Origin of the sequence: Clostridium sp. (genome assembly GCF_051278035.1) — a bacterium.
Taxonomy (GTDB): domain Bacteria; phylum Bacillota; class Clostridia; order Clostridiales; family Clostridiaceae; genus Clostridium_AD.
In genome coordinates this window covers 1-22,574 of the sequence record NZ_JBNMNU010000009.1, presented here as the reverse complement: position 1 = coordinate 22,574, position 22,574 = coordinate 1, and the positions used below count along the sequence as shown (strand labels likewise).

Sequence of the window (22,574 nt, the reverse complement as noted above, 5' to 3'; positions counted from 1 at the left end):
ATTAAGAGATCGTAGTTAGTTAAAAATTAGGGAGAGCTTAGGCGTGAGTTTAGGCTCTCTCATTAATAAATGAGGTGATAATGTGTCAAAACACCATAGGAATAATAGAAATGATACAAATAATGGAAACAATCAAAATAACAACCAGAATAACAACCAAAATAATAATCAAAATAGTAACCAAAATAATAACCAAAATAACAATGGCAATCAGAATAATAGTAATAATTCTGGCAATAATCCATTAGCACAATTGCTTAATGGAAATTCTGGAAATTCTGCAAATCCACTTATGGGATTACTAACTAGCTTTCTTTCTGGAAATAATGGTGGCGGTGGGCAAGATAATAACATGTTGGGGAATTTACTCGGTAGCTTAGGTGGCGGTGGTCAAGACAATAACATGTTGGGGAATTTACTCGGTAGCTTAGGTGGCGGTGGACAAGACAATAATATGCTATCAAACCTTATGAGCAATTTTAATGGTGGAGGAAATAATCAATTTGATAATTCAACAAATAATTCCAACTCAGGTAATTCAAATTCACACCCCAATACTACTAAACAGGCTAAAAAGAATACCACTAAAAAGGTCCCAACGGTTAACGATGAAAATGATGATTTGCAAAATTCATATGAGGATCAGCAAGATAATCCCTTATCAAATATATTTTCAGGCATGGGAGATATAGATTTAAGTCAAATTTCAAATATGCTATCTGGGTTAGATTTAAATAGTTCAAACCTTAGTGACATGATAGATTCCATATCAAACGATAACTCATTTGTAAGTAATGATGTTGAATTTAAACATACGAATCCTAAAGAAAGAACACATAGTATTTTGAAAAACTTAGAGGATGAGGATATGGGACAGTTAATATATATATTAGCTCATCTAGTAGATGATAGTAAACTTGAAATGCTCAATAGGATTGTTGAAGAAAATTCCAATTAAAGATTTTGATATTAGATTTTCAATAATTGTGCATTTTTATTGAGGTGTATTGTGATGAAACTATGTTTTTAAAAGCAACACATAAATTGTAATTTATGTGTTGCTTTTATTATTGTGTGCTATTAATTGTCATCGTCATCAATCGGATGAATATAACTTATCATGGTACATTTACCATCAAGAATTCCACCTTCAGAAATAAGTAGTTTTTTCACAGAGATATCTCCGCTTACATTACCACAACTTTCTATGGTTAATGTGTTTTTACAAGTTATATTTCCATGGACTGTTCCATTTATATATGCATTATTGCATATAGTGTTCCCTTTTATTTGACCAGATTCACCAAGTACTATATCATCTTCAGAAAATAAGTCTCCGTCAATAGAACCATCTATTTTTAGCAGACCATTTCCAGTTATACAACCAATGACACAGCATCCATCACCTATTAACGTTTCAATTCTATCTAAGTCTTTTTCTTTATTATTAAACATATAAACATCCCTCCGATTTTAAATTAAATTAAGATTTAACAATAATCTGAAAATAAAAAATTAAATTATATTTTATAGTGAATAAAACTTTAAGATAATGTTAATATTATAAATGTAATCGGAGTTAAATCTCCAATAGCATAAAATAAATTATTATAAAAATAAATTATTTTATGCGGAACCCCCCCATCCCCCTTGGGACCGATAATACGGTCCCTTTTGTAATTGTATAAAAGGTATAAGTATTTATAACCGTAGTGACTTTATTTTATTATTTAATATCTATAGAGGTAATTTTATAGGTGGAAACATTATTATTGGGTGTGAGTTTAACAATCAATTCTATAGTATAGTTTTTTATTTCTTTTACATTAAGGGTATTAGTTCCTTTAAAATTTAAAGTCCATAGAATTTGATTGGCATTACCGTCTTTATCCCAATCGTCGTCTTTGAAGACTGCATCTTGGAAATTGAAATATACTTTCCTGTTTGATAAATCGTTTAATAGTGAAATGTCATTACCACTTAAGCCAGGTGCGAAAATATCCCTTGATATGTTCAATTCTTCCAGTGGAAAGCTATGCATGAGATTTATGAAACCTAATACTGTTTCTTTCCCCATATAATTATCAGCATAGTTATAGTCAAACGACTTTAAACTATTTTTAATTAAAATATGACTGATAAAATTAATTTTACCATCTTTAATATTTCCAGATAAAACTTTAGGAGTTTTACTATTTTTACTGTCTACAAAACCTAAAATACTGTTATTACTACAAAATATATCGTCGAATTTTTTACCATTCCAAAGAAATACATGTTGAATAGGTTTTTTATTTTTAGAGGATTGAGTAAATATTTCAGGTACACTGTTTCTAGATACATCCATTAAAGTAAGTCGCATGGGCCACTCAACATAATAATTACCTACAGTCTTAATTTTTTTTGAAGACTCTAGATAATAGCTTTTATCCTCTGAGTTTATTTGAATATAATATTTATCTGTATCTGTTTTTATGTAGAGAATATCCTTAGTTCCATCCCCGGTTAAATCAGACTGCAACATTTTAGTTTCATCAATAATATTAAATGTACTTATTGAGTTATTTGTAAAAAATAAAAATAATCTTAACGTTATGGCAAAGATAATAATTACCAAAGCATAATAAGTAAACTTCTTCTTAAGAAATACTACCTGTAATTTCATATATTCCACCCCCTTTTAGATTATATGTAACAATTCTATATTTAATTAATTTATCGAGAATAAATATTAAAAAATTTATATTTCTTAATATAAAGAGGTGACTTATGAAAAAGAAATCTAAATCTATCCATAATTTATATAGTGTGCTTGTAATTTTAATTATGGTGTTCAGCCTTTCATCATGCAAAAAAGAAAAAATTGAAGAACAAAAAAAGCTTAATATATATATGGACACAACTGATGAGTATTCTTCCAATGTAATTAAGTTTTTGATTGATGATTTCAAAAAAAACAATTCAGATGTGGAAATCAAATTTAATGATGTATTAGGTGGTAAAAGTAATATCCTAGATACTATTAATAAAGGCACCGAAATAGATTTGATTTTTACTAATAGGAATACTATTATTGAACTTAGTAAAAAGGGAGTTTTGAGTGACTTAGAGGATGTTTACGAACAATTGACATTGAAAGATAGATATTATGACATAATGAGTTCTTATGGTAGAGTGGGTGATATACATTATGGTCTAGGAGTTATACCATATTCAATTGAATTATTATATAACAAAGAATATTTGCGAAAATTGAATATATCAAATCCTAACAATTTAGATCAGTGGTTAGATGTTTTGAAGAAAGTTAATGGGAAGGGAATAAAGACACCAGTAGTTTTAACGGAGGACGTGGATGCTAATGGTTTTCTATTTTCCTTATTAGCTAGCAAGGCAATAAATATCAATGATCTTGAAGAGAATTATGACGGTGGTGAAAAATGTTATAAAAAATTAAAAGCTATGCAAGCGATATTTAATGAATTTAACTCATTAACAAAGAATAATGGAATTAACCTAAATTCTTTTGAGGTTTCGAATGAGCAAAGTATTGATGGTTTTAATAATGGGGATTCTCCACTTCTCGTAGGGATATCTTATTATAATTCTAAACTCACAGGAAGTAATATTGGAATTATAGAGGATTATGATAATAATTCTAATTATGGTTCTAATATACCTATTATAATTAATTCCCTATTAGGAATTCCTGTAAATGCTAAAAATTTAGATACTGTAAAGGATTTTATTAAATATATATATAGTGATGAGGTTCAAGGGAGAATTGTTCAAAGTGGAATTATAAGCGGAAATAAAGTCGCAAATGAAAAAATAACAGGAATTGGAAAAATAATGGTTCGACATATGTACAAAGCTAATGATAATAGTATTCTTATATTATATAATTTGCCTGATAAAATTAAAAAAAGTGTGATTTTAGCTACTAAAAGGATTTTAAGCGGTAAGTTTAGCACTAGCGAGTGGAATGAAATATTGAAAGAGTGTTACAAATAATAATTCAATAAAAAAAAAGAAGTATTTAACTATACTTCTTTTTTGTTTATTGAATTATTATTTACAGTTTTCACACAGACCATAAAAATAAATTTTACTGGTTAAAACTTCATAATTTGTATATTTTTTTACATCTTCATTTACATTTGAAAAGGTTATACCTTCTACATCATCAACTTTGCCACAATTCATGCATTGTATATGAGGATGTGATTGCATATTGCCATCATATCTAAAACTACCCTCACCTACATTAAGTTCTATTATGAGTTCAACCGCTACAAGTGTTTTTAGTGCTTTATAAATTGTAGCCAAGCTCATAGTAGGATATGTGGGTTGTAGAGCTTTGTAGATTATTTCTGCAGAAGGATGTTCCTTTGTTGATTGAAGATATTTATAGACAGCAATGCGCTGAGGTGTAAGCTTTAATTTTTTTTCTTTAAATATCGTTGTTATATTATTCATATACACCATCCTATAAGTTAATTTACTATAAGACTTATTATATAATAAAAACTATTACTTGTCAAAAGAAATAATATAAATATTATAGCGGTATTTAAAATATTATTGTGTTTTTAATTCATTTATAGATTAAGTAACATATATTAATAATATAGAAAGGGGGAGCTTATATATTGAAAAAAACCTATGTACTAGATACCAACGTTATTCTGTATTCACCAAGTGCTATATTGTCTTTTGGAGATAATGATGTAATAATACCTGAAGTGGTGTTAGAGGAATTAGATAGTTTTAAAAAAGATAAGAGTGATTTAGGAGCCAATGCCAGATATGCTGCTAGACTTATTGACAAACTTAGAAAGAATGGGAAATTAAATGAGGGTATTGAGCTTGAAAATGGGGGAAGGCTTAGAGTAGAAATGAATCATTATGATATAAAAATTCCTCCGTCTTGGAATAAAGAAAAAGCGGACAATAGAATAATACAGGTATGTAAAGGACTTAAAGAACAAGGTAAGGATGTATGGTTAATAACTAAAGATATATTTCAAAGAATAAAAGCAGATGCAGTAGATATAAAAGTAGAAGATTTTTATGAAAAATTTGTACCAGAATATGATAATCAATATACAGGAAGATTAGATGTGTTTGTATCCCCAGACAAACTTCAAGAATTTTTCAGTAAAAAGATTTTAGGAATTGATAATTTACTTAACTATGATGAGAATACAGAAGAATATACAAACCCAATATTATTCATAAACCAATTTTTATTAATGCATTCATTAGAAAATCCTAAACAGACTGCGCTGGGTAGATACGATGGTAAAAATGTAGTACCACTTTACAATAAGGATAGTAAACCTTTAGGTGTTGTACCAAGAAATGTAGGACAGCGATTTATGTTAGAAGCGTTAAGCATGGATTCAATAAAAGCACCACTTGTAATTGTTAAAGGACCGGCAGGGACAGCTAAAACATTATTTTCATTAGCTGTAGGGCTCCAAAAAATATTAAATGATAATAGTGAACATTACAGAAGAATTCTAGTTTGTAGACCAAATGTTACTATGGATGAGGACATAGGGTTCTTACCTGGTACGGAGCAAGAAAAAATAGCCCCATTTATGAGACCTATTTTTGATAATTTAGAGATACTTGTGGATTCTGATGAAAAGCAGCGTTATAAAAATGAGAAAGATTTACTTGAGAAGATAAAAGATTTGTTTGATAGAAGAATTATAACTACTGAAGCAGTTGCTTACCTTAGAGGAAGGTCTATAGTAAAAAATTGGGTAATTATAGATGAGGCACAAAATTTGTCTCCGAAACAAGTTAAAGCAATAATAACTAGAGTTGGAGATGGAACTAAGCTTATTCTTATAGGCGACCCAGAACAAATAGATCATCCGTTTCTTGATTCAAGATCAAATGGCTTGTGTTATGCCTCTGAAAAAATGAAGGGCAGTAGTTTATGTTATCAGGTAACACTCAAATATGATGAATGTGAAAGGTCACCTTTAGCATATGAGGCTTCGAAAAAATTATAAATATATTGTTGTTATAGAAGAGAGCATATGGATTTATGCTCTCTTTTGTATATATTTAGTATACTATTAGTATAATTAACAAAGATTACATATAAATTATGTTTAAATATTCAGTGTTTTATTGTACAATGTTATAGTACTTAATATAATACATAATAAAAAAGGATGGAACACATGAAAAAAATAAAAAATGTAAGAAGCAAAAAAACAAGTGCAAAAACATTGGTTTTGCTATTTATCACATTTGAATTAGTTTTTACAGCTATTACTGGCCCGTTTATGGTTTATTATGGTCCTTTCAAAAATGTAAAAACTACAGTAGTTGGTGCAGCAATGACAACACTCACATTGCAATGGGTAGTGGAATCATTTTTATCTGATGATAAAATAAAAGAAATAATGAAGGAACAATCAGTAGAAACCATTGTTCAAAATAGTGTAGACGACAAAGAGTCTGGTATAAAGATAGAAAATAAAAATGATAATAATATTGAACGATATGATATAACAGGAAAAAAATACAAAGGATATGTACTAGTAATTAGTGACCCAACTAGGATAAAAGTAGGGTATACCAGTAAGCTTTACAAAGAAGGTCAATTAACCAGTAAAATTGCAAAAGATAATGGTGCAATTGCAGCTGTTAATGGCGGAGGGTTTACAGATAAAGTTGATGGAGCACTTTGGACAGGCACAGGAGCGAATCCAGCCGGAATTATAATGGCTGATGGAAAAATAATTCATAATGATATCAAAGATGAAAATCAAAAAAGAAATGTTGTAGCATTAACCAAATCTGGAAAACTTCTAGTTGGACCTCATAGCATTAAAGAGATGAAAGAAACTGAGGTAACTGAAGCTGTATCTTTTGGACCAGCATTAATAGTTAATGGAAAGAAAACTATAAATAATGGGGATGGGGGATGGGGCATAGCTCCTAGAACAGCGATAGCACAAAGAAAAGATGGAGCTATAATACTACTGGTTATTGATGGTAGACAGGTAAATAGTTTTGGGGCTACTTTAAGAGAGGTTCAAGACTTGTTATATGATGAGTATGAAGCTTATAATGCTACTAACCTAGATGGAGGTTCTTCTTCTACGTTATTTTATGACGATGAAATTGTAAACAGTCCTTGTGATAGTCTAGGAGAGCGAGCTGTACCTTCAATTATATATGTAGAGGATAGAGAGTAGGATATTTAAAATTAAAGGAGAAAGCATTATGAAATGGATGAAAAGAATAAGTATATGGATAATAATTTCTTTATCTATACAAGGGTTAGTTCTATTTTATTTAAATCAGTATTTTTCAGTTATTGATTCCAATGTGGTTTCAAAAAAAGTTGAGGACGATAAAAGTGACAAAGTAAAAAACATTGATATTATAGTACCTGAAAACGCAGAAAATATATTAGTATCCTATGATGCCAAATATTTAGCCTATTATGAAAATAAACAACTAAAAATTGCTAATTGCAAAGATGGAAGTGTTAAAAATATAGAGGTGGATGAGGAAAATATAATCTCTTTTTATGAATGGCTTCCAGATAGAAATAGAATGCTTTTTGTAGAGCGAAAAAGTGATGGTAAATCTAATGATTTAGTATTATATTCTTATGAAGTATCAAAGGGAGAAAAAGTAAAGATTAAAGATTTAAACCTCAGGGACAGAAAATCAGAAGTAGCAGATATACAAGTATCAACGTTAACAGGAGTTACTTACGTAAAAGTTTCAAATATTCATGGGTTAACTACTATATATAGGTTCGACAGAATGGGAACTATGACAATAATTAATACAATACCTAAATTTGTGAGTAATATTGAATTAGTTCGTGGTGAGGACAAACTGGTGTATGAGGGATTAGTTTATAATGAAATATACGTTACGAACAGTTATGAAGCTATAACTATTAAAGATGTAGACAAGCTGACGTTAATTGGTACTGATGATGACGATAATATTTACCTTGGAGAATTAAAAAATAATATAATAAACAAGATTTATTATGGTCAAATATCGGAGAATACTAGTGAATGGGAAGACATTGGTCTACAAACACCGTCTGTAAAAGATGATTTATTTGTATCGCCATCAGGCAAAATTTATCAAAATGATTCCCTTAGAGGGGTAGTAAAACAAATTAAGTCTGGTATATTAACTAGTTATAAAGGCAAATTATTGCAGTCATATACTAAAGGCATAGTAACCTTAATAGGTAATAAAATATCTTTTGTTTCTTTTAAGTAGTTAATGAATATTTATGATTTTAAACTATGCCAATGGCATAGTTTTTTTATTTGAAATGAATTTTGTAAAAAAAATGCAAAATGTTTACAAAATGGAAATTTAGTAATATACTAAATTTACTGGCTTGTCCGTAATTTACATATAAATGAATAATTATAGTTTAGATGCAAATTATAGAATGACATCCTTATTTAATGAATGGAGGGGTTTATTTGTTTACTAAATTCAAAGGGAAAAAAATTACAGCCTGGTTATTGACATTAATGATGATTTTAACTTTTATTTCACCGGTGAATGCATTTGCTGAAGAAAGTGGGGGGGAAGTAGAAATTCAGATTCTTGCTACAAGCGATATTCATGGAAAAATTATGCCTTTTGACTATGCGCAAAATGTAGTTTCAGATGGAGGAAGCTTGGTTCAAGTAGCATCAGCGGTAAAAGATTTAAGGGCATCTAATCCAAACACAATTTTGATCGACGCAGGGGATACAATTCAAGGAAACACAGTCGATGATGTATTTAATGATGCAGATGAACATGCTATTATGACTGCACTTAATACAATGGATTATGACGCATGGACATATGGTAACCACGAATTTAACTTTGGAGTACCAACTCTAGAAAAAATATCAAACCAATTTAATGGTACTGCATTAAATGGAAATGTATCTAAAAAAGATGGAACACCTATTGCAAAAGCTTATACAATTAAAGAAATAGGCGGAGTAAAAGTTGGTCTTATAGGAATGGTTAGTCCTAATATAAAAAGATGGGATGCAGCAAACTTAAAAGAGTACACAGTTACAAACCCAATTGTTGAAACTAAAAAAGCAATAGCAGAATTAAAAGGTAAAGTAGATATAATGATTGGAATAATGCATATGTCGGAAACGCCTGAATATGGAGAAGCGGGTTCCGGTGCAGATGAAATAGCTGCAGCATGTCCAGAACTTACTGCAATAATTGCAGCTCATCAGCATAAAGCAACACAAAAGGTATATGACAATGGAGTTGTGCTTGTTGAGAATTTGAATGATGGTGGTACCTTAGCACAAATTAATATTAGTCTCACTTATACCGATGGGAAATATGTAGTTAGTGATAAGGCTAATGATATTACTAAAAACATTATATATGTAAAAGATCCAACTACTAAGGAAGTGGTTTATCAGCCAGAAGAATCACTTGCGGCTGTACTTGTACCTTTTGATAAGATGTTAAAAGATAATGGGGCTAAAGTTATAGGAAAGCTTGAAGGTGGAGATTTAGTTCCGGCTCCAGAGGTTAAAGGAATATCCAATGCATACGTGCAAGATAATGCTATGACTGATCTTATTAATGAAGTTCAAATGTACTACAGTGGGGCGGAGATATCTTCAGCAGCGGCTTTAGATGGTAATGCAAACATTAAAGCAGGTGATATCAAGAAATCAGATTCCGCTCTTATTTACAAATATCCAAACACTCTTTATTTGGTTAAAATGACAGGAATACAACTTAAAAAGTATATGGAATGGTCAGCGAGCTATTTTAATACTCACAAGCCAGGAGACTTAACAGTTTCATTTAATCCTGATATAAGAGGATACAACTATGATATGTTATCTGGTGTAAAATATGATATAGATATATCAAAGGAACCAGGAAAAAGAATAGTAAATCTAAAAAAACTTGATGGAACACAAGTATTAGATACAGATACTTTTAAAGTTGCTGTAAATAATTATAGATACTCTTCTCAATTATCTAAAATTGGTGATGTGTTCTCAGAAGGAGATTCACTACCAATACTATTAGAATCAGACGTAAATCAAGGAAGACCGATAAGAGAAATGATTGGTGATTATATTAAAGATGTAAAAGGTGGAACAATAACTCCAGATGTAGATGGTAACTGGAAAATAATAGGAAATAATTGGGAATTCCAAGCTAGAGCCAATGCAGTAAAGGCTATTAGTGATGGAAAATTACAATTGCCAATGTCAGCAGATGGAAGAACTCCAAACATAGCATCTGTAACTTATAAGGATCTTGTACAAGCTACAGGTGAGAGAGAAGTTAATATACTTACTTTCAATGACTTCCATGGCGCTGTAGAAGAAGGTGGAAAGAATGCAGGTATAGCTAAGTTTGCTGGAGAAATAAATAGAGTAAAAAATATCAATCCTAATACTATAGTAGTAGCAGCAGGAGACATCTTCCAAGGAAGTGCAATGTCTAACTTAACTTATGGTGCACCAGTAAATGAAATGATGAAAGAAGTTGGTGTGGTTGCATCAGCAGTAGGAAATCATGAATTTGATTGGGGCATTGATAAAATAGCTAAGTGGGCAGAGGAAGGTGAATATGATTTCTTAGCTTCAAATATCTATGATAAAACTACTGGTAAGCCAGTAACTTGGGCTAAGCCATATATGATAGTTGAAAAAGGTGGAATTAAAATAGGACTTGTTGGAATTGCAACACCAGAAACAGCATTCAAAACAAGCCCAGTAATAGTTAAAAATTTAGAATTTAAAGATCCAGTAGCTTCAGCTAAAGAATGGGCTAAAGTTGCAAAAGATAATGGGGCAGATGTAGTTATTGCATTAACTCATTTAGGAGCTTTCCAGGATGATGATGATAAAATTACAGGAGAAGCAACTGACCTTTGTGGCGTTGAAAATATAGATGCAGTTATTTCAGCTCACACTCATCAAACAGTAAGTGGTATGGTTAATGGAATTCCTGTAGTTCAGGCATATAAAGAAGGAAGATCTTTAGGAAGATTAACAATTAAAGTTGATGCTGATGATAAAGTAGCAGGAATAGTGCCATCAGTAGATACTTTATATAAGAGAGCAGATACTTTAGTAGAAGATGCTACAGTAAAAGCAATTGCTGATAAATATTCTAAAGAATTAGAACCTATACTTGGTGAGATTTTAGGAGCAACAGATAAAAAATTGACTCATGATAAAAGTGCTCCAGGAACCTCACTCCTCGGACAATGGACAACGGATGTTATGAGAAAGGTAGCAGGTACACAAATTGGTATAACTAATGGTGGTGGACTAAGAGTTCCATTAGCTGCTGGAAATATTACAATGGGTAACATGTATGAAGTTATGCCTTTTGATAATACATTAGTAACTATGAAACTTAAGGGTTCAGATTTAAAGAGAGTAATAGAAAATGGAATAGGCAATGCAGAAATTGGTTGGGTTCAAGTAGGCGGAGTTAAAGTTTACTATGATGAAAAAGCTGAGTTTATGGATAGAATTTCGACTATGCTCTTAGAAGATGGCACTCCAGTTGAAATGGACAAAACTTATTCAGTAGTAACTAACGACTTTATGTTCTCAGGTGGAGATAAATTTGACTTCACAGGTGCAATAGATGATGTAGATACTATGCTTCCAATAAGAGATGCATTAGTAACTGAATTAAAAGCAGTTAAAAAATTATCAGTTACAAACAATAACAACCTTGTTTCAGGTACTGCACCAGTAACGACTACAACGCCAACAGCAGCAGGTAATGTAACAAACTTACCAAAAACAGGTTCAGTGGTTGATACAAGTGTATTAGTGAATTTAGGAGTTTTGATGATGCTTTTAGGAGCAGGTTATATAGTTGTAGAAAATGACAGGAAAAGAAGAAATGAAGCAGCGTAATTAAAATTATATAATGTTACTTAATACCTTATCTTTTTAAGATAAGGTATTTTGCGTATTTGGAAATATAGTAATTATTCTATTACTTGAAAAAACCTACATACTTATAAACTAAGCTTACTTAATGAGAAGTATTTGTAATAATTTATTATTTTATTTTTAACAATTTACAATTTGAAATAGGAAGAAACTTTGTTATAATAAGTGTACTAGGTTTTAGGATAACTAACAATTATTGATTGATATAATTGCTAGTTATCCTAGAAAAATAAAAGGAGGTATAAAATGTTTAGTGGAGCAAGCATTCGAGAAATTATTTTGATGATACCAGCAATTTTAATAGCATTTACTTTTCATGAGTTTGCACACGCAATTACAGCAGATATGTTAGGTGATAAAACTCCTAGATTTCAAGGGCGAATTACGCTTAATCCGATTTCTCATATAGATCCAATGGGATTTATTTTAATTTTATTGGTAGGCTTTGGATGGGCAAAACCAGTTCAAACAAATCCCAGTGCCTATAAAAATTATTATAAGGATGATTTAAAAGTTTCACTAGCAGGCCCAATGGCCAATATGATACTTGGTCTTATATTTGCAATTTTTGCAGTATTATTTTTTAGAATTTCACCAATTCAAGGTGAGTTAAACAAAATCATTCTAGAAATACTAAAAAATGCAATATATATAAATTGTTTGTTGTTTTTTCTTAATTTAGTGCCGATACCAGGGTTTGATGGATTTCATATACTTAGAGATTTGTTTCCAAAGTTTTTTTACAATATATCAGATTCAGTTACTAAGTACCAATTCTTATTATTTATGGTGCTTATATTCCCTATATTACCTGGTGGAAATTCAGTATTTAATATAATTGTAGGACTACCCGCGTCTAAGCTATTTTCCTTTTTCATAAGTATTGCGGATATGATTTAAATGAAAGGATGGATTATTCTTTATGAATTTTCTATATTGGACATGTCTTGTATGGAGCTCTTACGTAATTAGAGGTGGCGAAACTTTTATTAGGTGTTAATATACCTAAATTAAAATCAATCATTCAGAGCAGTATTAACGTGCTAGCAAAGGTATGGACAATATAAGGAACACTTTAAAAATATTAAACCATCACCCGAAGATAACAACTAAAACTATAAAGTTTGTTTAGAGTAACTCCTGTGATATAATAATAAAGTGAAATCTAGAAATAAGTATGTAGTAATTTTTAATATTATAAATATAAGGAGAGAATTATATGCGCCTAAGAAAAAAATATTGGGCTAGACCAGAGTTAGACTCTAGCCAGATTGTAATTACAGACCAATATGCTCATAAAGGAAAATGGAATGAAATATTTAATAATAATAATGAAATATATTTAGAGGTAGGCTGCGGTAAAGGTGGATTTATAGCAGAGAAGTCTAAGCAAAATCCAAATATTAATTTTATCGGTATAGATTTAAAAGATGAGGTGCTAGTATTTGCCCTTAGAAAAGTACTAGATGTAAGAGGAATTGAAGATTCAGAAGAGGTAAATGTAAGACTTATGCCTCTAAATATTATGCTAATAGATGATGTCTTTAAAAAAGATGAGATAAGCAGGATTTATATAAATTTTTGTAATCCTTGGCCAAAAGAAAGGCATAACAAAAGAAGATTAACTCACACTAGGTTCTTGACTAATTATAAAAAATTTCTAAAGCCAGGCTCTGAAATTTGGTTTAAAACAGATAATACACAATTATTTGAAGAATCTTTAGAATACTTTAAAGAAAGTGGCTTTGAAATATTATTTTTAACCTATGATCTCCACAAAAGTGATTTTAAAGAGAATGTAGTTACAGAATATGAAGCTAAATTCTCAGAACTCGGTATGAAAACTATGTTTTTGCTAGCTAAATTAATTGTAGAGAATGATTAAACATTTAAAAATATAATAAAGTTATAAACAGAGTTGTCCACACTATAGCCAGGAAGTTTGGTTTTAGTGTGGACAATTTTAGTTTTTTCATTGATTATTGTTACATAATCACACAAGTGTCATAGTAAGAGCTCTTTAATAATATAATTGTTTAGAACGTGTAAATATTATTATTAAGGGGTTGAACACTTAATGCAGGAAAACAAAAGAACTTATGATGGTGAAATCATGTTAATAAAAATTTTATGTATCATCATTGTCTTATTATTAGGTACATATTTTGTAAATAGTATCTACACTATTAAAGTGAATTCAAGAGTTATTAATGATTTTGCAACTATATTTCTTAGTATAATACTTGAAGGTATACCCTTTATTTTAATTGGTGCTTTAGCTTCTTCTATAATTCAAATATTCGTATCGGAGGAAACAATTGCAAGGATAATTCCTAAAAATAAATTCGTAGGAGTACTTATAGCATCATTAGTTGGTCTTGTTTTTCCAGTATGTGAATGTGCTATTGTTCCGATAACAAGAAGACTCCTTAAAAAAGGGGTCCCTCTAGGTATTGCAGTTACCTTTATGTTATCCGTGCCTATAATGAATCCAGTGGTTTTATTGTCAACACATTATGCTTTTATGGGAATGTCATATATGGTAATAGCAAGAGCTATGTTTGGTATGATGGGTGCTATAACAATAGGGGTTCTTATAGGTGGACTTCATAAAGATAGCCCATTTAAAGTGAAAAAAATAAAAACGTCTAAAGGAAACATAATTATACATAATCATAGTCATTTAGATAAAAGTCATGATAACTGTTCTTGCGGTCATAATCATAATCAAAGTAATACACGTAATATGTTTATAAGAAATTTAGAAGAGGTAATATCACATACAAGTGCAGAGTTATATGATATAGGAAGGTTTTTTATAATGGGGGTATTTCTATCTACATGTATGCAAGTGTTTATACCAAAGGAATTTATATTGTCAATAGGTAGCGGTGTTTTATCATCTATAATAGTAATGATGGTATTAGCTTTTGTTTTATCAGTTTGTTCAGAAACTGATGCGTTTATTGCTAGAAGTTTCTTAGGACAATTTACCACTGGTTCAATTTTAGGTTTTTTAATATTAGGACCTATGATAGATATAAAAAATACCATTATGCTTTGTGGAAGCTTTAAAATAAATTTCGTAGTTAAACTTATTTTCCTTATAATTACTATTTGCTTTATACTTGCAGTAATAGCGAATTTATTTCCACTCGAACTTCTAAGCAAGAGGTTTGCTTTGTAAATGATATTTATATAAATTGGTAGGAAATTATAAGGAGGGAAATGTGTGAGAAAAAAGATAAATTTGAACGAATTAATATGGCTTTTTATACTTTTAGGTTTTTCTTATTATTTTTATATGATTATAAGTACAGAAAAAATAACTCTATACGTACATCCCAAAATGATTAAATACGTAAAGTTTGCATTATATTTTTTTATTGTTTTGACTATTTTACAATGCAAAAATATTTTTAGTATTAAAAAAAATAAAAAGTTAAAGATTGGTTATATTATGTTTTTGATCCCACTTACTTTAGGATTTTTATTAAAATCAGAGGGAGTGAGTGCCTATAATGTAATAAACAAAGGGTTTTCATTAACATCACAACTAAAAATTAATACCTTAAAGCATAAACATGCAACGTTAGATGATGGAACAGAGATATGCGAGCATAGTGATGACGAAGAGAGTCATTCTAGTGACGATGATTATGTGCTGTTAAATGAGTCATTAGACAGTATAGCACTAGTAAAAAGTGCAGCTATAGATATGGGAAGTGAAAATTTTATAAATACTTATGAGAATATATATGGAAATCCATATGATTATGTTGGTAAAACTATTAATATGAAGGGGTTCGTATATAATCAAAATGGACTTAATAAAAATGAATTTATATTATCTAGAGTTCTAGTAAGTTGTTGCAGCGCAGATGCTCAGTTAGTGGGTATTTTGTGTGATTACTCAGATGGAAATGCATTGACTGAAGGCACTTGGGTAAATGTAGTGGGTACACTTGGGCAATATGAATATAAAGATGCTAAAAGTGGAGAAACTAATGTGATTCCAATAATTAAAATAGATAAGATAGAACAAATTGAGGTAGATAATAATGAGTATATATATAATTAAAATAATGGGGGACGGTTAACAACTTGCAAAATAGTGTTAACCATCCCCGATAAGTTGACCGTTACTTAAAATACCCCTCAGCCATTAAAAGCTCAGCTGTAAGTACTGCGCCACCAGCTGCACCACGTAGAGTATTGTGAGATAGACAAACAAATTTATAGTCAAATAAAGTGTCTTCTCGGAGTCTTCCAATCGATACTCCCATGCCGTTTTCAATATCTCTATCTAGTCTAGATTGAGGTCTATCATTTTCCTCAAAGTAAGTTAGAAATTTCTCCGGAGCACTTGGAAGTTTTAAAAGTTGAGGTTTACCTTTGAAACTCGCCCAAAGTTCTAAAATATCTTCTTTAGTTGGTTTAACTGCAAAAGAAACGGAAACTGCAGCTAAGTGACCATCTGAGACAGGCACACGAATGCATTGAGCGGAAATTATAGGTTCCGTTGCATTAACAATTTTATTGTTCTCTATATGTCCCCAAATTTTCATAGGTTCTTGCTCACTTTTTTCTTCTTCGCCTCCGATATAAGGTATAACATTATCCATTATTTCTGGCCAATCTGAAAATATCTTTCCAGATCCAGATATAGCTTGATAAGTACATACTGATATTTTTGTAGGTTTAAATTCCATAAGTGCATTTATAGCAGGAACATAACTTTGAATTGAGCAGTTAGGCTTAGCAACAATAAATCCCTTTTTAGTGCCTAGACGCTCACGTTGCATATGAATTAACTCTAAATGTTCAGCATTTATTTCTGGAATGATCATTGGAATATCCACGCATCCGCGGTGGGCAGAGTTATTTGAAATTACTGGAGTTTCTGATTTTGCATATTTTTCTTCGATTTCTCTTATTTCATTTGCAGGCATATTAACTGCACAAAATACGAAATCTACTTCACTGCTTATTTCCTCTACTTGCTTAACATTTTTTATTACTATATTTTTAACACTTTCAGGCATAGGCACGTCTAATTTCCATCTATTTTTTACGACTTCGGAATAAGTTTTACCCACTGAGTTCTCACTAGCAGCTATAACAGCTATTTCAAAATATGGGTGCTCGTGAAGAAGTGTAATAAGACGTTGACCAACAAATCCAGTTCCGCCGAGTAAACCAACCTTTAATTTTTTATGCATTGTATTAATACCTCCTGATTTAATAATATATACTTGTGATAGAATAAAAGCACTTATACTTATAAATATTTTTAACTATTTTATAAAGTTAATAATAATAACAAATATAAAACTTATATAAGAATTTCTATTATAGTTGATTATAATGGTAAAAAGTATATACTTCAAGTGTATTTTTGTATAGAATAGATATGTATAATAAATTTATGTTATGCTAATTAAGCTAAAGTTATATAATATGTGTAGAAAGAGTTTAAAAGGAATGGGGAATGAAGTTGTTTATAAATGATCAAGATAAGTTAAAGTTGTATGGATTTAACAATTTAACAAAATCATTAAGTTTTAATATTTATGATGTTTGCTATACAAAAACAAAAGAAGATCGAAAAAAATATATAGAGTATATTGACGAGCAATACAATGCTGAGAGACTAACTAAAATTCTTACTAATGTAACTGAAACAATAGGTGCTAGTGTACTTAACCTTGCAAAGCAGGACTACGATCCTCAGGGAGCAAGCGTAACATTACTTATCTCAGAGGAAGAAATTCCTCTATATGTGGTTGATCCTTCTTGTAATAGAGGTATTTTAACACCAATTCGTGAGAATATTGTGGGACACCTAGATAAAAGTCATGTAACAGTACATACTTATCCTGAAAGTCACCCTCAAAATGATATAAGTACTTTTAGAGTAGATATAGATGTATCAACTTGTGGAACGATATCACCACTAAAGGCTTTAAATTACTTAATAGCTAGTTTTGATTCAGACATTATTACTATTGATTATAGGGTTAGAGGTTTTACCAGAGATATGGACGGTAAAAAATGCTTTATAGATCATAAGATTAGTTCCATCCAAAATTACATTACTAAAGAAACCAAAGATAGATATAGTTTAATCGATATGAATATATTTCAATCTAATATATTTCATACAAAAATGAAGTTAAACGAATTAGATCTTCCTAATTATCTCTTTGAGATTAAGGAAGAAGATTTAAGTGAGGATGAAAGAAGCGATATTATACAAAAGTTAGAAAAAGAAATGATAGAAATATTTTATGGCATGGACGTTCCTAATTTGTAGTGGTTGTAGTATGTTTTGTTTATAAATAACATAGTAAATTATTTAAAGACTTCAGAAGAAAATTTATATTGCCTTCTGAAGTCTTTTTTTAAAAAATAAAATTAAAATAATTATAGAATAAGTAAGTACACATTGTCTTGTAACTTATGTTTTTTATATATTTATATGGTATAATTAAACATATATTAAAAATATTATAACAAATGAGATGTATTAATATTTATTTACAAGAATAAGCTTGAAAACGGTTTGATTTACTGCAACACATTTAAAAGATCACTAATAAGTAGGCTACATTAGTATAGTGGTAGAAAGGAGAAAACTAGCATGATAAAAAAAGAATTAATAGCTATGATATTGGCAGGAGGTCAAGGTTCAAGACTCAAGCAATTAACAAAAATGATAGCAAAACCTGCAGTTCCATTTGGAGGAAAGTACAGAATTATAGATTTTTCTTTAAGTAACTGTTCTCACTCCGATATAGACACTGTAGGAGTTCTTACTCAGTACCAACCATTGGCTTTAAACGCTCATATAGGAATAGGAACACCTTGGGATCTAGACCGAAGAAATGGTGGAGTTAGCATGCTTGCACCGTACCAAAGTGAAGATGGTGGGAATTGGTATAATGGAACCGCAGATGCTATTTATCAAAACACAAATTATATTGATAGTTATGATCCGGAATATGTGCTTATTTTATCAGGAGACCATATTTATAAAATGGATTATTCCAAAATGCTGGATTATCATAAGGAAAAAGGTGCCGATGTTACTATCGCAGTATTAGAAGTACCATTAGAAGAGGCTTATAGATTTGGAATGATGAACACACGTAAAGATGATAGTATCTATGAATTTGATGAAAAACCAACAAAACCTAAAAGTAATTTAGCATCTATGGGAGTTTATATTTTTAATTGGGCTGCTCTTAAGCAACTTTTAAAAGAGGACAACCTTGATAAAAATTCCAGTAATGACTTTGGGAAAAATATAATACCGAAAATGATAAATAATAATCAGAAGCTATATGCATATCCTTTCAAAGGGTATTGGAGAGATGTGGGTACTATTGAAAGTTTTTGGGCAGCTAATATGGACATGTTAGCTGATGATAATGAACTGGACATTTACGATACGAGGTGGAGAATATATTCAGTTAACCCAATGTTACCACCACAATATATAGGGCCTCAAGCAAAAATTAACAACGCAATGCTAAATGAGGGTTGTACTGTTTTTGGAGAGATAGATAATTGTGTGCTTTTTCAAGGGGTTCATGTAGGCAAAAATACTAAAATAACTAATTCAGTTATTCTACCTAATACTAAAATAGGAAATAACGTGGTTATTGATAAGGCAATTATAGGAAGCAATGTTACCATAAGACGTAATTCTTGTATTGGTAATGGAGAAGACATTATTGTTATAGAAGAAGGAAAAGAGATTAAAGCTGATTCTAGGATATCAACTAAATTATAAATTTAACGGGGTGATTGTATGCTTAATAATTATATAGGAATGTTAATGTTAAATGAGCAAGAAGATAATATTAAAAGTCTTACCAAATCAAGACCTATAGCATCCATACCTATAGGTGGAAGATATAGAGTTATTGATTTCGTGCTTTCAAATATGGTTAATTCGGGTATTTATAATATAGGAATATTCACAAATACAAAATCTAGGTCATTAATGGATCATTTAGGTTCAGGCAAATCTTGGGATTTGGATAGAAAAATAAATGGATTATTTGTATTTAATTTTACAACGGAAGGTGCAGGCACACAGGATATAAACGCATTAAGTGAAAATATGGAATACATTCATAGAACAAAACAAGATTATGTAATAATATCTTCTTCATATGTAATATGTAACATAGATTACAATGAGGCTGCTAAGTATCATGAAGAATCTGGTTCTGATATAACTCTATTATACAAAAAAACAAGTAATGGTAAAAAGAATTATTTAGATGCTAGTACTTTATATATTGATGACAATAATAAAGTTTTGAGTATTGGTAAGAATAAGGGATCAGAGGACAAATTAAATATATCTATGGAAATGTTTATAATGAAAAAAACAACCCTAATAACGATTATAAACAATTGCACCCAGACAGGTTCTCATAATTCAATAAAAGCTGCAATATATGATAGTGTTAAAGAATTAAATGTAAATGCATTTGAGTTTAAGGGTTACGTACAATGTGTAAATTCTATAAAAAATTACTATAAAATAAGTATGGATATGCTAAATGCTAAAGTAACAAAGGAATTGTTTTATAGTCATGGGTTAATATATACTAAGATAAAGGATGAAGCTCCTACTAAATATTTTAACGGATCGAATGTTAATAATTCATTGATTTCAAATGGATGTGTTTTGAAAGGAAATATAGAGAATAGTATAATATCAAGAAGGGTTACTGTGGAGGAAAGTGCTCAAATTGAAAATTGCATAATATTCCAAAACTGTGTAATTAAAAAGGGTTGTAACCTCACGAATGTCATTATTGACAAAAACACTATTTTAAGTGAAGATACAGTGTTAAAGGGAGCGGTAGAGTTTCCGGTTGTTATAGAGAAAAAAACTCGATTATAAAATTTTAAAATCAATGGCATCTTAAGAAAATAAGGTGCCTAAAGGAGGTTTAATATGAAAGTATTATTTGTAGCTTCGGAGGCTTACCCTTTTATAAAAACAGGAGGTCTCGGAGATGTAGCATATGCACTGCCAAAAGAACTAAGAAAGCTTGGAATTGATGCAAGAGTAATTATTCCTAAATATAGTAGTATTCCATTGTTATTTAAAAATTGCATGGAGACTATTGCTAGTTTTAATGTGGATGTTGGATGGAGAAATCAATACTGTGGGCTACAATATTTAACATATGACGATATACCTTATTATTTTGTGGATAATGAGGATTATTTTAAAAGATCTGAGATATATGGGTGTTATGATGATGGTGAGAGATTTTCTTATTTTTCAAAAGCAATCATAGAATCTATAAAGTACATGGGAGATTTTGTACCTGATATAATTCATTGCAATGATTGGCATTGTGGAATTGTTCCAACACTACTTAAAGAAAACTATAGTGAGGATGCCCGATATGATAAAATAAAGAGTATATTTACTATTCATAATTTAAAATATCAAGGAATATTTTCAAAAGAAGTATTAGGAGATTTATTAAATTTAGATGAGAAGTATTTTTCGGATGAAGCTCTAAAATTTTATGATTCAATATCCTTTATGAAGGGTGGAATTGTTTTCTCAGATGTAGTAACAACTGTGAGTAAAACTTATTCAGAGGAAATACAGACTCCTTTTTATGGGGAATCACTAGATGGACTATTATCCTCAAAATCAGAAAATTTATATGGCATAGTAAATGGAATAGATTATGGTCTATACGATCCTAAAGTGGACAAAAAAATCTTCTGTAATTATGATGTGAAAAGTAGAGATCAAAAAGTTAAAAATAAGTTAAATCTTCAAGAAAAATTAAACTTTGCAGTAAATAAAGATATACCAATGATAGGCATTGTTACTAGACTCGTTAAACAAAAGGGGTTGGATTTGATAACTCTTAAACTCCAAGAATTACTTAGCCTTAATATTCAAATAGTATTGCTTGGTAATGGTGACAAATACTATGAAGATATATTCCAACATTACGCCTCTATATATCCAAGTAGGATATCTACAAACATTGTTTTTGATGAGACGCTAGCACAGCAAATATATGCTGCTTCAGACATGTTTTTGATGCCATCATTATTTGAACCTTGTGGTATTGGTCAACTTATAGCACTTAAATATGGAAGTATTCCAATTGTTCGCGAAACGGGAGGATTAAAAGACACCATTATTCCATATAATAAATATACAGGTGATGGTAATGGTTTTTCTTTTATAAATTATAGTAGTAATGAGTTACTAGAAGCTATAAATAAAGCTCTAGATTTATATAACGACAAAGAATCCTGGGATAAATTAGTTCAAAGTGCCATGCTTTCAAACAATAGTTGGGAAAATTCAGCTAAAAACTATATGGATTTATATAATAATATAATAAAATAAGTTTTTAGTATTTAAATTATAAATTACTGGGTGGTGAATGTTGTGGTTATTGATAAAAAAACATTTAAAGTTGACTATATTAGAAAATTGCAAACGATGTTTGCAGAAGAGGCTGGAGATGCATCTACGCTGCATCAATACTATGCTTTGGGATCATTAATTAAAGATTATTTTTCTAA

At 30.2% G+C, this 22,574-nt stretch carries 18 protein-coding genes; 14 read left to right on the top strand and 4 right to left on the bottom strand.

The genetic code is table 11. From position 1 onward, the window contains the following. The first annotated feature begins 82 nt into the window (after positions 1-82). On the top strand, positions 83-958 hold the full coding sequence (locus ACJAX4_RS02765; protein WP_435787931.1) for a hypothetical protein: 876 nt from the start codon (positions 83-85) through the stop codon (positions 956-958). 122 nt (positions 959-1,080) lie between these two features. Here the strand turns inward: ACJAX4_RS02765 and ACJAX4_RS02760 are convergent, their stop codons facing one another. Then, positions 1,081-1,455 carry a bactofilin family protein gene (locus ACJAX4_RS02760; RefSeq protein WP_435787930.1) on the bottom strand — a complete coding sequence of 125 codons (375 nt, stop codon included), beginning with the start codon at positions 1,453-1,455 and terminating at the stop codon, positions 1,081-1,083. A gap of 271 nt (positions 1,456-1,726) precedes the next feature. Beyond that, entirely contained in the window at positions 1,727-2,665 is a 939-nt protein-coding gene (locus ACJAX4_RS02755; protein WP_435787929.1) for a VCBS repeat-containing protein, read from the bottom strand. 104 nt (positions 2,666-2,769) lie between these two features. Between ACJAX4_RS02755 and ACJAX4_RS02750 the strand changes: the two genes are divergently transcribed. Beyond that, the gene (locus ACJAX4_RS02750) at positions 2,770-4,014 is read left to right on the top strand and encodes an ABC transporter substrate-binding protein (RefSeq protein ID WP_435787928.1); all 1,245 of its coding nucleotides are present in this window, start codon (positions 2,770-2,772) and stop codon (positions 4,012-4,014) included. A gap of 57 nt (positions 4,015-4,071) precedes the next feature. On the opposite strand, the gene ACJAX4_RS02745 is transcribed toward ACJAX4_RS02750, so the two are convergent. Next, a complete protein-coding gene (locus tag ACJAX4_RS02745) occupies positions 4,072-4,479 on the bottom strand; it encodes a Fur family transcriptional regulator (protein ID WP_435787927.1) in 408 nt (135 codons plus the stop codon). Between the two features lie 173 nt (positions 4,480-4,652). Here ACJAX4_RS02745 and ACJAX4_RS02740 point away from each other — a divergent pair, with 173 nt between their 5' ends. The 8 genes from ACJAX4_RS02740 (at position 4,653) to ACJAX4_RS02705 (ending at position 16,062) form a co-directional block, all read left to right on the top strand. Then, a complete protein-coding gene (locus ACJAX4_RS02740) occupies positions 4,653-6,029 on the top strand; it encodes a PhoH family protein (RefSeq protein WP_435787926.1) in 1,377 nt (458 codons plus the stop codon). A gap of 174 nt (positions 6,030-6,203) precedes the next feature. Further along, on the top strand, positions 6,204-7,226 hold the full coding sequence (locus tag ACJAX4_RS02735; RefSeq protein ID WP_435787925.1) for a phosphodiester glycosidase family protein: 1,023 nt from the start codon (positions 6,204-6,206) through the stop codon (positions 7,224-7,226). Positions 7,227-7,254: 28 nt separating this feature from the next. Next, positions 7,255-8,283: a hypothetical protein gene (locus tag ACJAX4_RS02730; RefSeq protein ID WP_435787924.1), complete on the top strand. Its 1,029-nt coding sequence runs from the start codon at positions 7,255-7,257 to the stop codon at positions 8,281-8,283. Positions 8,284-8,495: 212 nt separating this feature from the next. Then, entirely contained in the window at positions 8,496-11,942 is a 3,447-nt protein-coding gene (locus ACJAX4_RS02725; RefSeq protein ID WP_435787923.1) for a 5'-nucleotidase C-terminal domain-containing protein, read from the top strand. A 285-nt stretch (positions 11,943-12,227) separates the two neighbouring features. Beyond that, the gene (locus ACJAX4_RS02720) at positions 12,228-12,881 is read left to right on the top strand and encodes a site-2 protease family protein (RefSeq protein WP_435787922.1); all 654 of its coding nucleotides are present in this window, start codon (positions 12,228-12,230) and stop codon (positions 12,879-12,881) included. Positions 12,882-13,200: 319 nt separating this feature from the next. Next, the gene (gene trmB, locus ACJAX4_RS02715; protein WP_435787921.1) at positions 13,201-13,866 is read left to right on the top strand and encodes a tRNA (guanosine(46)-N7)-methyltransferase TrmB; all 666 of its coding nucleotides are present in this window, start codon (positions 13,201-13,203) and stop codon (positions 13,864-13,866) included. A gap of 192 nt (positions 13,867-14,058) precedes the next feature. Then, a complete protein-coding gene (locus ACJAX4_RS02710) occupies positions 14,059-15,168 on the top strand; it encodes a permease (RefSeq protein WP_435787920.1) in 1,110 nt (369 codons plus the stop codon). Between the two features lie 45 nt (positions 15,169-15,213). After that, the gene (locus ACJAX4_RS02705; protein ID WP_435787919.1) at positions 15,214-16,062 is read left to right on the top strand and encodes a TIGR03943 family putative permease subunit; all 849 of its coding nucleotides are present in this window, start codon (positions 15,214-15,216) and stop codon (positions 16,060-16,062) included. Between the two features lie 61 nt (positions 16,063-16,123). Here ACJAX4_RS02705 and asd read toward each other — a convergent pair whose 3' ends face one another. Beyond that, positions 16,124-17,203, bottom strand: coding sequence for an aspartate-semialdehyde dehydrogenase (gene asd / locus ACJAX4_RS02700; RefSeq protein ID WP_435787918.1), 1,080 nt, complete (start codon positions 17,201-17,203; stop codon positions 16,124-16,126). 269 nt (positions 17,204-17,472) lie between these two features. Here asd and speD point away from each other — a divergent pair, with 269 nt between their 5' ends. The 4 genes from speD (at position 17,473) to glgA (ending at position 22,395) form a co-directional block, all read left to right on the top strand. Then, on the top strand, positions 17,473-18,297 hold the full coding sequence (gene speD / locus ACJAX4_RS02695; RefSeq protein WP_435787917.1) for an adenosylmethionine decarboxylase: 825 nt from the start codon (positions 17,473-17,475) through the stop codon (positions 18,295-18,297). Positions 18,298-18,624: 327 nt separating this feature from the next. Then, positions 18,625-19,779 carry a glucose-1-phosphate adenylyltransferase gene (locus ACJAX4_RS02690; RefSeq protein ID WP_435787916.1) on the top strand — a complete coding sequence of 385 codons (1,155 nt, stop codon included), beginning with the start codon at positions 18,625-18,627 and terminating at the stop codon, positions 19,777-19,779. Between the two features lie 18 nt (positions 19,780-19,797). Next, complete coding sequence (gene glgD, locus ACJAX4_RS02685; RefSeq protein ID WP_435787915.1) at positions 19,798-20,907, top strand: glucose-1-phosphate adenylyltransferase subunit GlgD; 1,110 nt, start codon at positions 19,798-19,800, stop codon at positions 20,905-20,907. 54 nt (positions 20,908-20,961) lie between these two features. Then, a complete protein-coding gene (gene glgA, locus ACJAX4_RS02680; RefSeq protein ID WP_435787914.1) occupies positions 20,962-22,395 on the top strand; it encodes a glycogen synthase GlgA in 1,434 nt (477 codons plus the stop codon). Positions 22,396-22,574 lie beyond the last annotated feature (179 nt).